14 protein-coding genes are annotated in these 15,065 nt (G+C 69.3%); 10 read left to right on the top strand and 4 right to left on the bottom strand.

Features of this window, described 5'->3' with window-relative positions; all coding sequences use genetic code 11:
* Positions 1–13: 13 nt before the first annotated feature.
* The 3 genes from ACXZ1E_RS07190 to ACXZ1E_RS07180 are packed head-to-tail and all read left to right on the top strand — an operon-like array spanning position 14 to position 2,912.
* The gene (locus ACXZ1E_RS07190; RefSeq protein ID WP_458042678.1) at positions 14–1,300 is read left to right on the top strand and encodes a histidine kinase; all 1,287 of its coding nucleotides are present in this window, start codon (positions 14–16) and stop codon (positions 1,298–1,300) included.
* Positions 1,288–2,001 carry a response regulator transcription factor gene (locus ACXZ1E_RS07185; protein WP_458042677.1) on the top strand — a complete coding sequence of 238 codons (714 nt, stop codon included), beginning with the start codon at positions 1,288–1,290 and terminating at the stop codon, positions 1,999–2,001. The genes ACXZ1E_RS07190 and ACXZ1E_RS07185 overlap by 13 nt, the downstream gene beginning before the upstream one ends.
* The gene (locus ACXZ1E_RS07180; protein WP_458042676.1) at positions 1,998–2,912 is read left to right on the top strand and encodes a hypothetical protein; all 915 of its coding nucleotides are present in this window, start codon (positions 1,998–2,000) and stop codon (positions 2,910–2,912) included. Before ACXZ1E_RS07185 ends, ACXZ1E_RS07180 begins: the two co-directional genes overlap by 4 nt.
* Before the next feature lies 1 nt (position 2,913).
* Here the strand turns inward: ACXZ1E_RS07180 and ACXZ1E_RS07175 are convergent, their stop codons facing one another.
* Positions 2,914–3,420 carry an N-acetyltransferase family protein gene (locus ACXZ1E_RS07175; RefSeq protein ID WP_458042675.1) on the bottom strand — a complete coding sequence of 169 codons (507 nt, stop codon included), beginning with the start codon at positions 3,418–3,420 and terminating at the stop codon, positions 2,914–2,916.
* 60 nt (positions 3,421–3,480) lie between these two features.
* A complete protein-coding gene (locus tag ACXZ1E_RS07170) occupies positions 3,481–3,690 on the bottom strand; it encodes a hypothetical protein (protein WP_458042674.1) in 210 nt (69 codons plus the stop codon).
* A gap of 135 nt (positions 3,691–3,825) precedes the next feature.
* Here ACXZ1E_RS07170 and ACXZ1E_RS07165 point away from each other — a divergent pair, with 135 nt between their 5' ends.
* Positions 3,826–4,416 carry an acyl-CoA thioesterase gene (locus ACXZ1E_RS07165; protein ID WP_458042673.1) on the top strand — a complete coding sequence of 197 codons (591 nt, stop codon included), beginning with the start codon at positions 3,826–3,828 and terminating at the stop codon, positions 4,414–4,416.
* Positions 4,417–4,454: 38 nt separating this feature from the next.
* On the top strand, positions 4,455–8,228 hold the full coding sequence (locus ACXZ1E_RS07160; protein WP_458042672.1) for a proline dehydrogenase family protein: 3,774 nt from the start codon (positions 4,455–4,457) through the stop codon (positions 8,226–8,228).
* Positions 8,229–8,416: 188 nt separating this feature from the next.
* Here the strand turns inward: ACXZ1E_RS07160 and ACXZ1E_RS07155 are convergent, their stop codons facing one another.
* Positions 8,417–9,148: a hypothetical protein gene (locus tag ACXZ1E_RS07155; protein ID WP_458042671.1), complete on the bottom strand. Its 732-nt coding sequence runs from the start codon at positions 9,146–9,148 to the stop codon at positions 8,417–8,419.
* A 128-nt stretch (positions 9,149–9,276) separates the two neighbouring features.
* Between ACXZ1E_RS07155 and ACXZ1E_RS07150 the strand changes: the two genes are divergently transcribed.
* The 5 genes from ACXZ1E_RS07150 (at position 9,277) to rocD (ending at position 13,219) form a co-directional block, all read left to right on the top strand.
* A complete protein-coding gene (locus tag ACXZ1E_RS07150; protein WP_458042670.1) occupies positions 9,277–9,711 on the top strand; it encodes a hypothetical protein in 435 nt (144 codons plus the stop codon).
* The gene (locus ACXZ1E_RS07145) at positions 9,711–9,947 is read left to right on the top strand and encodes a helix-turn-helix transcriptional regulator (protein WP_458042669.1); all 237 of its coding nucleotides are present in this window, start codon (positions 9,711–9,713) and stop codon (positions 9,945–9,947) included. Before ACXZ1E_RS07150 ends, ACXZ1E_RS07145 begins: the two co-directional genes overlap by 1 nt.
* The gene (locus ACXZ1E_RS07140; RefSeq protein WP_458042668.1) at positions 9,944–10,969 is read left to right on the top strand and encodes an NAD(P)-dependent alcohol dehydrogenase; all 1,026 of its coding nucleotides are present in this window, start codon (positions 9,944–9,946) and stop codon (positions 10,967–10,969) included. The genes ACXZ1E_RS07145 and ACXZ1E_RS07140 overlap by 4 nt, the downstream gene beginning before the upstream one ends.
* Positions 10,970–11,108: 139 nt before the next feature.
* Complete coding sequence (gene ddaH / locus ACXZ1E_RS07135) at positions 11,109–12,008, top strand: dimethylargininase (protein WP_458042667.1); 900 nt, start codon at positions 11,109–11,111, stop codon at positions 12,006–12,008.
* Positions 12,005–13,219 (top strand): ornithine--oxo-acid transaminase, encoded by a 1,215-nt coding sequence (rocD, locus tag ACXZ1E_RS07130; protein ID WP_458042666.1) that lies wholly within the window; start codon positions 12,005–12,007, stop codon positions 13,217–13,219. Before ddaH ends, rocD begins: the two co-directional genes overlap by 4 nt.
* 132 nt (positions 13,220–13,351) lie before the next feature.
* On the opposite strand, the gene ACXZ1E_RS07125 is transcribed toward rocD, so the two are convergent.
* Complete coding sequence (locus ACXZ1E_RS07125; RefSeq protein WP_458042665.1) at positions 13,352–14,938, bottom strand: molybdopterin-dependent oxidoreductase; 1,587 nt, start codon at positions 14,936–14,938, stop codon at positions 13,352–13,354.
* Between the last annotated feature and the right edge of the window lie 127 nt (positions 14,939–15,065).

Raw genomic sequence — 15,065 nt, 5'->3', positions numbered from 1 at the left:
CTACCGTGGACCTATGTCCAGCACAGTCCTGACCGCCCCGGCACCCGCCGCACGCACACGGTCGCCCCTCGCCTCCCCGGGGCGCATCTCGCTCTCGGCCCTCCACCTCACAGCCCTCGGTCTCGTCGGCCCGATCGTCTTCACGATCCTGATCACCCTGCTGAGCGTCGGCCTGAGTCTCGTGCTGGTGGTCGGCATCGGCCTGATCTTCTTGCTCGGGTTCGTCTATTCGCTCTTCGCGATCGGATGGCTCGAGACGGCGCGCATCGACGGCCTCTACGGCTTCGGTCTTCCGGCGCGTCGCGCCCGGCGCAGCCCCAAGTCCGGGTTCGGCGGCTTCCTGTACACGATCTGGCTCCAGTTCATCGACCCCGGGATGTGGCGCGGGGTCGCGAACTTCGCGATCGCGTCGGTGCTCGGCCTGATCGCGCTGGGCTTCCTGGGCCTTGCGGCCTCGGGCATCGCACTCGCCTTCGCTCCGCTCTTCGCCGATGCCGGTACGGTTCCGCTCGGCAACACGGGGCTCGACGTCGCGACCGCGTGGGCCGTGCCCGCGGGTGTCATCGCGGCGATCTTCTCGCTCGCGGCGGTCATCGGGCTGGCCATCCTGCAGGGTGTCATCGCCCGCGCCATCCTTGTTCCCTCCCGCGAGGCGCAGCTCGCCGAGGCGGCGCGCACCTCGAACGTGCAGCGCGCCGGTGCCGTACGCTCCGCCGAGGTCGAGCGGACGCGCATCGAACGCGATCTGCACGACGGCGTTCAGCCCCGACTCGTCTCGGTCGGCATGACGCTGGGCCTCGCCCAGCAGAAGGTGGACGACGATCCGGCCGTCGCCAAGGCACTCATCGCCGAGGCGCACACCTCGACCAAGGCGGCGATCACCGAACTTCGCCAGCTCGCCCGCGGCATCCACGCATCCGTCCTCGATGATCGCGGACTCGACGCCGCGCTTTCGGCCCTCGCCTCGCGCTCCCATATCCCCGTCGTGCTGGACGTGCGCCTGACCGCACGGTGCAGCAAGACGGCCGAGGCCGCCGCCTACTTCGTCATTGCCGAGTCGCTCACCAACGCCGCCAAGCATTCGCGGGCGAGCGAGGTGCGGGTGCTCGTCCGAGAACGCGAGGGCGGGATGCTGTGGGCCCGCGTCGAAGACAACGGCATCGGCGGTGCGCACGTCACCCCCGGCGGCGGCATCGATGGGATCTCGCAGCGCGTGATCGGGGCGGGTGGTTCGTTCCGCCTCGACAGCCCGGTCGGAGGCCCCACGACCGTAGAGGTGAGTGTGCCGTGCGGATCCTGATCTGCGAGGACTCGGTCCTGCTGCGCGAGGGACTCGTGCGCCTGCTCGAGGACGCCGGCCACATCGTCGTCGCGGCGCTCCCCGACGCGTCCGAGCTCGATCAGACGGTGGCGACGGATGCGCCGGAGCTCTGCATCCTGGACGTCAGGCTTCCCCCGACTTTCACGGACGAGGGCATCCGTGCCGCTCTGCGCCTGCGCGCGGCCCACCCCGATCTGCCGGTGCTCGTGCTCTCGCAGTACGTCGAGGAGCGCTACGCGACCGATCTCATCGCCGGTGCGGGCGGGGCGCTCGGCTACCTCCTGAAGGACCGAGTGGCGGATGTCACCGAGTTTCTCGAGACGGTCGCCCGCATCGGTGCCGGAGCCACGGTCTTCGACCCCGAGGTCGTCGCCCAGTTGCTCGGACGTCGACGTCGGGACGAGCGGATGCGCCGACTCACCGAACGTGAGCGTTCCGTGCTCTCGCTCATCGCCGAGGGCAACTCCAACCAGGCCATCGCCCGCGCGCTGCACGTCAGCGAGGGCAGCGTCGAAAAGCACATCACGGCGGTCTTCCAGAAGCTCGATCTCGAGCAGGACGACTCCGGCAATCGGCGAGTGCTCGCAGCACTCGCTCACCTCGAACACGGCGGAGAACCCGCACAGACACGCGGCGGCGCCCCCTACGGCGACGCCCCCCAGACAGGAGCACTCCGATGACCGACCAGCTCACACCCCCGGTGCCGCCCGCCCCGCCCGCCCCTCCCGCACCCCCGACCGGCCCGGAGGACCGCCGGGGCCCCGCGCCCGAGAACAGCCCCGGCCCGACCCCTCAGCCGGCCTCGCAGTCTGCGAAAGTCGTCGCGATCCTCACGGCGTCGCTCGGCGGTGTCATCGCCCTCGCGCTGGTGGGCGGCACTGTGATCTCGACGATCGCATCCGCCTCGGTGCGCACCGAAACCCAGGTCATCGATGCCACCGGCGTGAACGAGCTCGATGTCGACGTGTCGGCCGGGTCCTTCCGCATCGACTTCGCCGACGTGGACGACGCGACGCTCGACGTGACAGGTGGATGGGCTGGCGGTGGGTGGACTCTCGAGCGCGAGGAAGACGAACTCATCGTGTCGGCGCCGGATTGGTCCTTCGGTCGTGCCTGGTTCTTCGGGGGCGACGTGCGGGCCACGCTCACGCTGCCGCGTGAGCTCGAGGACACCGTGTTGGATGCGCAGTTCACCGTCGCTGCCGGCGCCCTGGACACATCCGGTCGTTTCGGTGACCTCGAGGTCGATCTCGGCGCCGGAGAGGTCAACGTCTCGGGCGAGGCGCGCGAGGTCAGCGCGGATATCAGCGCGGGCCGCGCCCGACTCGACCTATCGGGTGTGCAGTCCGCTGATCTCACGGTCAATGCGGGCCAGCTCGACGGTCGATTCGACGGTCCGCAGCCGCGACTCGTCGAGGTGAATGTGAGTGCCGGATCCCTCGACCTGGCCCTACCGAACGGTGACTACGACGTCACGTCCAACGTGTCTGCGGGCCAGCTGGACAATCGCCTCGATACGTCGGCGTCGACGTCGAACCGTGTCGCGGTGGAGCTGTCAGCGGGTCAGGTCATCCTGCGCAGCGCGGACTGACTCAGCGAACGAAGCGGACTTCGGTGATCGTCTCGCCCAGGAACGGCTCCTGGTGCGAGACGCCATCGAGGGTGAATCCGTTGCGGTGGTAGAACCCGTGGGCGCGCGGGTTGTCGTCCGCGACCCAGAGGTAGACCTTGTCGCCCTGGGGAACGACCGCGTCGAACAGGCGCTGGCCGATTCCCGTGCCGTGCCATGCGGCGAGCAGATAGATGAAGTACAGCTCGCGGGCACGCGGGGCGTCGTCGTCCCGGGCGGGGCCAGCTCCTGCGAAGCCGACGATCTCGCCGTTCACGAGCGCGGCGCACTGCACGTAATCGGGACCCTGGTTCATCCAGTGGGTCCATAGCTCGGCCATGCGACGGGCCGAAACGCTCTCGAGTGCGGCGCGACTGATCAGGTGGTCGTAGGTCTCGTGCCAGCAGGTGGCGTGGACCCGACCCAGAGCCTCGGCATCTACGTCACGGACGGGGCGGACAACGACATCGGTCTGGAGCTCGGCTTCCATGGCGAGACTCTACGTCAGCCTCTCACGCGGGGGAAATCGGATATCGAGCCCCGCTGCGTCTCAGTTCTTCGCGCGGGAGCGGTTGACGACGATGTTGACGATCGAGGCGACGATCAGCACCGGCCAGAGGACGATGTTGATCCACGCGCTCACGCCGGCGTCGCCGCCCATGAACTCGCTGATCGCAAGGAAGGTCAACAGGACGCCCGCGACGATGAGGACGATCTGCAGCGTGATGTAGGAGCTGGAGCTCAGAGGGGTGCGTGCCATGCTGTGACCCTATCCAGGGGCGCGGTGGGATCCCTCGCGTTGAGCGAGCGACACGCGGGAAGGCGGATGTCGGGAACGGACAAGGATTTCGTCCGGATTCGACGGCGCGGCCCGGCCTCGGTAGCGTCACGCCTCGTGAATGTGATCTGGCGCACGCTTCTTGTCATGCTCGCCGCCCGCCGTCGGCTGCGACGCGACGGCTTGTTGCCGCCGACGACGGTCGGGCGCATCCGGTTGCGGACGCTGCCCACCGATATCGATGTGCTGCGACACATGAACAACGGACGATACCTCTCGTTGTTCGACCTGGGGCGCTGGGATCTGCTCCTGCGCACGGGACTCGCCGATGCCATGCGTACGCGCGGCTGGTACGCGGTGGTGTCGAGCGAGACGATCACCTTCCGCAAGTCGCTCGGGCTCTGGCAGCGCTTCACGCTCGAGTCGCGCCTGATCGGTCATGACGACCGTGCCATCTACCTCGAGCATCGTGCCGTCGTGAACGGCGAGATCTATGCCCGTGCGATTATCCGAGCGCGCATGCTGAAGCGGTCGGGCGGCTCTGTCAGTCACGAAGAGCTGTTCGCTGCCGTCGGGCGTCCCGAAGGGCTGCCCGAGGTGCCGGCCTGGGTGCACGCGTGGGCCGTGGCGGCCGCGCTGCCCTCGCCCCGTTCCGAGGCGCCCAGCGACTGGGCCGATCAGCCCGTGGTGATCGACGCGCCGGAGTGAGCCGGGGCGGCCCGAGGCGTCGGACGTAGTCTGGAGAAATGCCGCCTCTCGAGCCGAATCACGCGTCACCGGGACAGGCGGATACCCGTGAAGCCGAGGCCGTGCGCCTGGCCGAGAAGTGGGTCGCCGAGTCCGCCGAGGGCACGGTCGATCCCGCCGCGCGGAGACTGGCCGGCATCCTGGGTGACCGGAACGGCCTGCCCTTCACGGTGGGGTTCGTGGACGGCGTCATGCGTCCCGAGAGTCTGGTGGCCGCGGCATCCCACCTGCACCGCGTCGCCCCGCTCGTCCCCGAATTCTTGCCCTGGTACCTGCGTGCCGCCGTACGCGTCGGCGGGCAGATCGCTCCCGCCCTGCCGAGCCCCGTGGTGCCGATCGCGCGGCGGGTGCTGCGCGAGATGGTGGGGCACCTGGTCGTCGACGCGCGCCCCGCGAAACTCGGCCCCGCTATCGCGAAGCTGCGGGCGGACGGTGCCCGCCTCAACCTCAACCTGCTGGGCGAAGCGGTTCTGGGTGAGACCGAGGCGCGGCGGCGGCTCGACGGGATCCATGAACTGATCCTCCGCCCAGACGTCGACTACGTGTCGGTCAAGGTTTCGGCGATCGTGTCGTCCGTGTCGATGTGGGCGTTCGATGACACCGTCGAACGGGTCGTGGAGCGCCTGCTGCCGCTCTACCTCAGCGCGGCACGGGATGGCACCTTCATCAACCTCGACATGGAGGAGTACCGCGATCTCGATCTGACGATCGCGGTGTTCACGCGCCTGCTCGAGGATCCGCGCCTGGGCTCGCTCGAGGCGGGCATCGTGCTGCAGGCCTACCTGCCGGATGCCCTCCCCGCGCTGCGCGAGTTGACGGCCTGGGCCCGCCTTCGGGTCGCGGCGGGCGGCGCGCGCATCAAGGTGCGCCTGGTGAAGGGTGCCAACCTCGCCATGGAGCGGGTGGATGCCGTGATGCACGGCTGGATGCTGGCGACCTACGACAGCAAGCTCGACACCGACGCCAACTATCTACGCTGCCTCGACGAGGCACTGCGCCCCGAGGCGACCGCCGCCGTGCGGCTGGGAATCGCCGGGCACAACCTGTTCGACATCGCCTACGGCTGGTTGCTCGCCGGCGAGCGGGGGGTGCGGGACGACATCGACGTCGAGATGCTGCTCGGGATGGCGCAGGCGCAGGTCGCCGCGGTGGAGCGCGAGGTGGGACAGGTGCTGCTGTACGTGCCGGTCGTCCGCCCCGACGAGTTCGATGTCGCCATCAGCTACCTCGTTCGTCGCTTGGAAGAGAGCGCGTCGAGCGAGAACTTCCTTTCCGCCGCCTTCGATCTCCACCGCGACCCGGCCCTGTGGCAACGGGAGCGTGCACGCTTCGGGTCGTCCATCGCCCGTGCATCCGAGGCCTCCCTGTCGACCGGCCCGCGCCGTCGTCCGCGGTCCGATCTCGTCACCCGGGAGCGATCCGCCCCCGGTGATGTGGACCTCGACGAAACCTTGCCGGCCATTCGTCGCCCCGCGCCCGCCGAGCTCGATGCGGGACTCACGCAGGTCGTGCTGGGCATCGCCGAGGGGGCGAACGCGGGCACGCTCGGTGAGTTCGACGCCCCCGCGCCGTCGCCCTTCCGGTTCAGCGACGACCTCGTCGAGACCGCCGTCTACGCGCCGCGGGAAAAGGACGCGGATGCCGCGGCTCTTGGCCTTTCGAACGCCCGGTTCTCGAACGCCCGCGACTCCGATCCGTCACTGCCCGAGACGCGTTCGTGGGCCGCCGACATCCTGGCCGGCGTCGCCGGATCCGAGGCGGGAATCCGCACGATCCTCGCCGCCCGTGTCGACTCCGAGTCGCGGCTCGATGAGCTTGTGACGCGAACCCGCGAGGCGGGCGGCGCCTGGGGTTCGCGTTCGGCCGCCGAGCGTGCCGCGGTTCTCCAACGCGCGGCATCCGTTCTCGAATCCCGACGCGGTGACCTGATCGAGGTCGCCGCATCCGAGACGGGGAAGGTGTTCGCTGAGGCGGACGTCGAGGTGAGCGAGGCCGTTGACTTCGCCCGCTATTACGCGGCCTCCGCACGCGAGCTCGACGCCGTCAGCGGTGCTGTGTTCGTGCCCGCGCGGTTGACCCTGGTCGCACCGCCCTGGAATTTTCCGCTCGCGATCCCCGCCGGCGGTGTGCTCGCGGCGCTCGCCGCCGGATCCGCGGTCGTGTTCAAGCCGGCGCCCCAGGCACGTCGCTGCGCGGCCCTGCTCGCCGACGCCCTATGGGACGCCGGGGTGCCCGGTGACGTGCTCACCCTCGTAGATATCGAGGAGGGCGAACTCGGACGGCAACTCGTCACTCACGAGGGCGTCGATCGGGTCATTCTGACCGGTTCGTGGGAGACGGCTGCGCTCTTCCGGTCGTGGCGTCCCGATCTGCCCCTGCTCGCGGAGACGAGCGGCAAGAACGCGATGATCATCACGTCGACCGCGGATCTGGATCTCGCGGCACGCGACCTGGTGCGGAGCGCATTCGGGCATGCCGGACAGAAGTGCTCGGCGGCCAGCCTCGCGATCCTCGTCGGCCCGGTCGCACGGTCTCGCCGGTTCGCCCGCCAGCTCGTCGATGCGACCGCATCGCTGCGGATCGGGATGCCCGACGATCCGCGGTCCGATGTCGGGCCCCTCATCGAGCCCCCGACGGGCAAGCTCGAGTGGGCGCTGACGACACTCGATGACGGCGAGCGCTGGCTCGTGAAGCCACGGCCACTCGATGCCGACCGGCGGCTCTGGACCCCCGGTATCCGCACGGGTGTGGAAGCGGGGTCGCGCTTTCACCGCGAGGAGTTCTTCGGGCCCGTCCTCGGAATCATGCGGGCCGGATCGCTCGAGCGGGCGATCGAGCTGCAGAACGCCGTCGATTACGGGCTGACGGCCGGGCTCTATACGCAGGATCCGAACGACCTCGAACGCTGGCTCGAGAGCGTCGAAGCGGGCAACCTGTACGTCAACCGCGGGATCACGGGCGCGATCGTTCGGCGCCAACCGTTCGGCGGCTGGAAGCGCTCGTCCGTCGGTGCGGGCACGAAGGCGGGCGGGCCGAACTACCTGGTGGGCCTCGGGTCGTGGCGTCCGTCGGCCGGCGGGGCACGCTCGACGTCGCTGCACCTGCGCGGGCTGGACTCGCGCCTGACCGCGATCATCGAGGCCGCTCAAGCAACGCTCGACTACGAGGCCTTCGAATGGGTGCGCCGGGCCGCTCTGTCCGACGCGATCTCGTGGGATCGCGAGTTCGGGCAGGTACGCGATGTCTCGCGGCTGGGCGTCGAGCGCAACCTCTTCCGATACCGCCCCGTTCCGGTCGCCGTGCGCGCGGCGGGCGACGCCGACTGGCGGGCCGTGCTGCGCGTGGTGCTCGCCGGTGTTCGTGCTCGGTCGCGCTTCTCGCTGAGCGCGCCGGTTGCGCTACCCCCTGCCGTACGCCGTGTCCTCTCCGAGCTGGACGTGGAGGTGCGCGTCGAAACCGACGAGCAGTGGATCGAACGGATGGCGAAGCGCGCACCCGAGGTCGTGGCGGCTTCCCTGATGTCGGCGGGCGCGGACGACGTGACTGTCGCACCCGAACCGCGTGCGCGTCTGGTCGGGTCGCCGACGGCTGTGGCGTCCCTGCGTGGGGCCCTCGCGGAAGCCACGGGCGGCCACCCCGACCTGGCCGTGTACGCCGACGAGGTCACGACCGCGGGACGTATCGAACTGCTGCCGTTCTTGCGCGAGCAGTCGATCTCGATCACCGCCCATCGCTTCGGAACGCCCGATCCGTGGAGCGAAGCCGTCATCTAGAACCTTCCGGTCGCGAGGGGTTCAAGATAAAGAATTTATCTATCTAGACCTCGCTGGCATCACCCATGAATATTGCTCTGGGGGGATGAGTAACGCCGTCCGGATTCGGGCTCGACGGCGGGTCTCTCTCGTTGAGTGATCAGCGACCCCGGTCGCCCGCAATCTGAGTCGGGCGACCGGGGACGCTCTCAGATTTGCGCAGGATCGGCGACAGAATCCTCGAGCGGAACGGTGAAGCCCTCGATCATGCCGAGGATGCTGATCCCGAACAGTGTCCACTCGCCGCTCGGTACTTCCGCGCCGGCGGGTATGTCGTACATCGGATGATCCAGACCCTCCGCCGCACGAATCGCGAAGCCTTCGCCGAGCGCCGCCATCGCCTCCGTGAAGTCGATGATCGTCAGCGGCTCGCGCATCCGTCGCCGGTATCGCTGAAGCAGGGCGCCGTATAGCGCGGCGAACGCGTCGATCGACTCGCGATGGCGCACCGCGCTCGCTGCTCGCAGCTCGGGCCAGGCGCCCGCCGCGGTTCGGAGGGCGAGCGCCGTGATGAATGCGTGGGAGTCGCGGGATTCGGGCTCGAGGTGGAACTTCGCCGAGTAGGTGACCTGGTCGAGGGCCGCCGCGCGCACCACGTCTACGAGGGGTCCGTTCGCGGCCAGAATGTCTTGCATCGCGCTCATCGCGCTCGTGACCGGCGGGGCGAATCGAACCCCCACCATTGCCACGGCGAGATCACGATGGAAGTCGTCCTGATCGGTCCAGATCCGGTACGCCGCGCCCGTCGTGAGGCCCACGGAGCGCAATACCTCTTGCAATCGCACGTGCTGCACGCCGGCGGTGACCCCCCGTTCGAGCAGCAACTGGATGGCTGCTTCGAGGATGAGGGTCCGAGTTTCGTCGGCGGTACGGCGCGGCATCCTCATAGCCTGGCAGGATTCCGGGCCGGTTTTCGTCTCGCTCTCGTCGCGTGTCAAGAAAACTTGACACGCGACGGACGGTCGCAGTATCGTGGCGATGTCAATAATTCTAGACATCGGAGCGAATCGTGGTCTACGAAGAACGCAACACCTGGGTCGGCCTCATCGTCAGTGTGGTCGGCGTGGGGGTCTACGTACTGCTCGTGCTGCAGCAGGCCGGCGACGGTCCGCTGACCGACGTCGTGTGGTGGCCGCTCATGCTGTGGACGATCGTCGGGAGCATCGTCGCCTCCATCGTGATCAGCATCCTGTGGGGGATCCTTGCCGGCATGCGCGATCGCGACGGCGTCGGAAAATCCGATCAACGCGATCGAGACATCGCCCACATGGGCGGCCGCGTCGGACAGGCGTTCATGGTGATCGCGGGACTCGGCGTGATCGTGCAGAGTGCGCTCCAGGTGGATTGGTTCTGGATCGCGAACACGATGTTCGCGGGATTCGCCCTCTCAGCCTTCGTCGGCGGAATCGCGAGCGTCATCGCCTATCGGCGGGGGCTCGCCTGATGGTCAAACCCACGCGGGTGACCAACTCGATCCGGGCCATCCGTGAGGGGGCCGGGCTCACGCAGGCCGAGCTCGCGGCACGGATCGGGGTGACGCGACAAACCCTCATCGCGATCGAGCAGGGCAAGTACTCACCGAGCCTCGAACTCGCTTTCCAGATCGCGCGCGTCTTCGCGGTCGGTCTCGACGATGTGTTCCAGTACCCCGCCGATCCCTCTGCGAAGGAAGAGTCATGACGGATGCGTCGGTTCCCGAAAATATGACGGCTTGGCGTCAGGCGGCCTACGGTGGCCCCGATACCGTGCAGTCGGCGCGTGTCGAGGTGCCCGAACCGCGCGCCGGCGAGGTTCTCGTGCGAGTTCGCGCCACGGCGCTGCACGCGGGTGACGTTCACATCATGCGCGGCGAGCCCCTGCTGGTTCGGGTGTTCTTCGGGCTGCGCGGGCCGAGGGTCGCGACGCGCGGGATGGATGTCGCGGGGACGGTCGTTGCGGTCGGGCCGGGCACCGGGACCGTGGGTGCGGCGCTCGCCCTCGGCGATGAGGTCGTCGGAGAGCTGCCCGGCGGCGGGCTCGCGGAGTACGCGATCGCCCCGGCCGCGAGCGTTGTTCCACGCCCGGAGTCGGTCGATGCGGTCGTGGCGGCCGCGCTGCCCGTCTCCGCGGGAACGGCCTGGCAGACACTCGATCTCGCGGGCGATCGCGTGGGTGACGGCCGCCGCGTGCTGGTGATCGGGGCGAGCGGCGGAGTCGGCACCTACACGGTTCAGCTCGCTGCCCTCCGGGGCGCCGAGGTGTGGGCTGTCTGCGGGGCCCGCAACGAGCGACTCATCGCCGATATCGGTGCCGTGCGCACGTTCGACTATGCGCGGGTCGACGCCGGAGCCTCACCGCCCGAGCTGCCCGCGGCATCCTTCGACGTCGTCATCGACGTGGTCGGCCGCGCGCCGCTGCGTGCCCTTCGCCGCCTGGTAGCGCCCGGGGGCAGCGTCGTCCTGGTGTCGGGCGAGGGGGGCCGGCTTCTCGGGCCCATCGGACGGATGCTCCGCGCCGGGCTGCTCTCCCTCACCCCGGGCCCGCGACTCAAGCCGCTCGCGGCGACGGCGAAGCCGGACATCACCTGCGAGCTGCTCGCCCTGGTCGAGGCCGGACGGCTGCAGCCCGTGATCGAGCGGACCTACGCGCTCGCCGAGGCCGGCACGGCTCTCGCACACGTCGACGGCGGCCACTCGGTCGGCAAGGTCGTCGTCACGGGGTGATCGCGCTCCACCGCTCGGGGTGAGAGAATGCCCGTGGCGTGTTCGTGCCGACCTTTCCTCGCCGCTCCCCCGGGAGCCCGAGTCGAAGGGCCGCCGGACCTCAGGACAGCGTCCGCCGCACCTCTACCCAGGAGCAGAGATGTCGACGCACCCCCTTTCCCCCGCCGCAGAGCCCACCACGGCGCCGACCGCGGGACGCGCCGCGCAGCACCGCCGATACCTGATGTGTCGGCCTGACCACTTCACGGTCAGCTACAGCATCAACCCGTGGATGGAACCCAGCCGCCCGACCAACACCGAGACGGCGTTGCGGCAGTGGCAGACCCTCTACGACACGTACATCGCGCTCGGGCACGAGGTCGAGCTGATCGATCCCGTGCCCGGCCTGCCCGACATGGTTTACACGGCCAACGGCGGATTCCTGATCGACGGCGTCGCCTACGGGCCGAAGTTCCACTTCGCCGAGCGCGCCCCCGAGGCCGCGCACTTCAACGCCTGGTTCGCCGCGAACGGGTTCGAACTCACCGAGGCCGTCGAGACCAACGAGGGCGAGGGCGACATCCTCCTCGTCGGCGACACGATCCTGGCCGGCACCGGCTTCCGCTCGACGGGTGACAGCCACCGCGAAGTGGGCGAGGTCTTCGGGCGCGAGGTCGTGAGCCTGACCCTGACCGACCCTCGGTTCTACCACCTCGACACCGCGATCGCTGTGCTCGACCCCGTGCAGGGTGCCGAGCGCGGAGGATCAGATCATGCCACCATCGCCTATCTGCCCCAGGCCTTCGATGCCGCGAGCCAGGCCGTACTCGCCGAGCGCTACCCCGACGCCATCCGTGTCTCGGAGGCGGACGGCGACGTCTTCGGCCTGAACTCGGCGAGCGACGGGCGGAACGTGCTGATCTCGCCCCGCGCGACGGGCTTCGAAGCGCAGCTGCGCGAGCGGGGCTACAACCCGATCCTGATCGACCTGTCCGAGCTGCTGCTCGGCGGCGGTGGCATCAAATGCTGCACGCTGGAATTGAGAGGCCGCGCATCATGACGAATCTCGACACCGCGAGCATCCGTGTCGTCGCGCTCGAGGGCGAACACCTCGCCCACAACTACCACCCGCTGCCCGTCGTCATCGCACGGGGTGATGGCGCGTGGGTCACGGATGTCGAGGGCAAACGCTACCTCGACCTGCTCTCGGCCTACTCGGCGTTGAACTTCGGCCACGGACATCCGGCGATCCTCGAGGCCGCGCGCGAGCAGCTCGATCGCCTGACGCTGACGAGCCGGGCTTATCACAACGACCGGCTCGGTCCCTTCGCCGCAGCGCTCGCCGAGCTTGCCGGAAAAGACATGGTGCTTCCGATGAACACGGGCGCCGAGGCCGTCGAGACCGGCATCAAGCTCGCGCGCGCCTGGGGCTATCGGGTCAAGGGCATCGCCCCGGATGCGGCGACCATCGTCGTCGCGGACGGCAACTTCCACGGCCGAACGACCACGATCGTCGGCTTCAGCGATGATCCGCAGGCGCGCAACGACTTCGGGCCGTACGCGCCCGGGTTCGTGCAGGTCCCGTTCGGCGATACCGCCGCGATCGAGGCCGCGATCGACGAGAACACCGCGGCCGTGCTGATAGAGCCGATCCAGGGCGAGGCCGGTGTGATCGTGCCGCCCGAGGGCTACCTGCGCGCGGTGCGCGAGATCACCGAGCGCCACGGTGTGCTGATGATCGCGGACGAGATCCAGTCCGGGCTCGGACGCGTCGGCACGACCTTCGCCTGCGATCGTGAGGACGTCGTGCCCGACGTGTACCTGCTGGGCAAGGCACTGGGCGGAGGCATCCTGCCCCTTTCTGCGGTCGTCGCGAACGCCGATGTGCTGGGCGTCATCCGGCCCGGGGAGCACGGGTCGACGTTCGGCGGTAACCCGCTGGCCGCCGCGGTCGGTCTGCGGGTCGTCGAGATGCTGGCATCGGGCGAGTTCCAGGAGCGTGCCCTCGCGCTGGGCGAACACCTCGGGGCGAAGCTCGCGGAGCTGGTCGGCTCGGGCGTGACCGCGGTGCGCCGGGCCGGGCTCTGGGCGGGCGTCGACATCGACCCGGCGATCGGCACGGGTCGCGAGGTGGCCGAGAAGCTGCTCGCTCGGGGTGTGCTCGTGAAGGACACCCACGGTCAGACGATCCGGATCGCCCCGCCCCTCGTAGTCCGTGCGACCGAGCTCGATTGGGCTGTCGAACAGCTGCGTCTCGTGCTCGCCGACTGACGAGCGGGCATTTCGTCTCGTCGCTGCGCTCCTCGCTCAATGACCGGAACCTCGGTCGCTGCGCTCCTCGCTCAATGACCGGAACCTCGGTCGTTGAGCGAGCGCAGCGAGACGAAACGTCCGAACCGAGCGTCAGCTCACGCGGATGCTGAGCTCATCCCAACCCGTCGCGCCGTCGGGCACGACACCCTGCACGTCGCTCGTCTGCGTTTCACCCTCGACGTTCGTCGCACGGCAGCGGATGGTGTGCTCACCGGATGCCGCGGCCCACGGCAGGCTCCACTGCACCCACGTGTCGTCCGAGATCGCGGTGGCGAGCGTCGCGTCCTGCCAGTCGCCGCCATCGATCTGGACTTCGACGCCCGAGATACCGACGTGCTGCTGCCACGCCACCCCGGCGATGACCGTGTCGCCCGCGGCGAGCACCGATCCGCTGCGTGGCACGTCGATGCGCGACTGCAGCTTGATGGGGCCCCGTTCCGACCACCCACGGTCTGTCCAGTACGCGGTCGCATCCGCGAAGGTCGTGACCTCCATCTCGACGACCCACTTCGTCGCCGAAACGTAGCCGTACAGGCCCGGAACCACCATCCGCACGGGGAAGCCGTGCTCGGCGGGCAAGGGGTCGCCGTTCATGGCGACCGCAAGGATCGCATTGCGATCGTCGGTCAACGCCTCGATCGGGCTGCTCGCGGTGAAGCCGTCGATCGAGCGCGAGAGCACCATGTCGGCCCCGGATGTGGGGCGCGCGCGTTCCAGCAGCTGCCGGATCGGATAGCCGAGCCACAGGGCATTTCCGATCAGATCGCCGCCCACGTCGTTCGAGACGCACGTCAGAGTCGTGACGCTCTCTTCCAGAGGCAGCGCGAGCAGCTCATCCCAGCCGATCGTGATCTCTTCTTCGACCATCCCGTGGATCCGCAGCGACCACTCGGCGGGGTCGACCTGCGGCACGATGAGCGCGGTGTCGATGCGGTAGAACTGGTCGTTCGGCGTGATGACGGGGGTGAGGCCCTCGATGTTCAACTCGGCGCCGGCCGGCACGGGTGCCGCCGTGGTCGCCGGAGCGGGGAGGCGGATGGCGTCGCGAACGGCCGTCGCGGCTCGACTCCCCGAGCGCACCACGGTGGAGCCGACGGCGGCGAAGCCTCCGATCACCGCGGCTCCCACGCTCCAGACGAGGAACCGACGTCGGTCCGGATCGGCACCGTCCCGGGCGGGGGTGGTCGGCGCATCCGTCGCGGCAACCGACACCGCCACACTCGCCGGGCTCCGCCGCGGCAGCCGCCGCACGATCATCCCGAGCGCGACGGCGGCCGCCGCCGCCGAGATCACCGAGGGCAGCCACGACACCGCCGTCGCGTTCGCCCGGGTCATGGCGGCCAGAACGCCGAACGCGCCGAGAGCCAGGACGATCACACGACCCCAGGGTGGTCGTCGCGTCTCGAGCAGACCCGCCGCCGCGGCGACGAGTGCCAGGACCACGGCGATGCCGGTGAGGAGCGCGATCTTGTCGAGGGTGCCGAAGAGGGCGATCGCCAGATCCTTGGCCCACGGTGGGGCGAGGTCGATCATGAGCGAGCCGATGCTTGCCGTAGGGCTGGCCGTGGGCGAGATGATCGCCGCCGCCAACTCGCCGAGGCCGGCCCCGAACGCGACCGCGGCGACGCCGGCCCAGCCCGCCGAAACCCGGCCCGGTTGCCGCTCGCTCTGCGTCATGGTGAGAGCCTACGTGCGCCTACGCCGCGGCGGGCGGGGCTGAGCAGTGCATTCGCTATGAGCCGTCGCGGAGGTGTGTGAGCCGCGCCGAGACCGAAACATCGCGGCAACACGGCCACGGCTAGGC

It is taken from the genome of Pacificispira sp. HM-600 (assembly GCF_977993705.1).
Note: the sequence above shows the minus strand (reverse complement) of the source record. Positions and strands in the feature narration are given on the sequence as shown.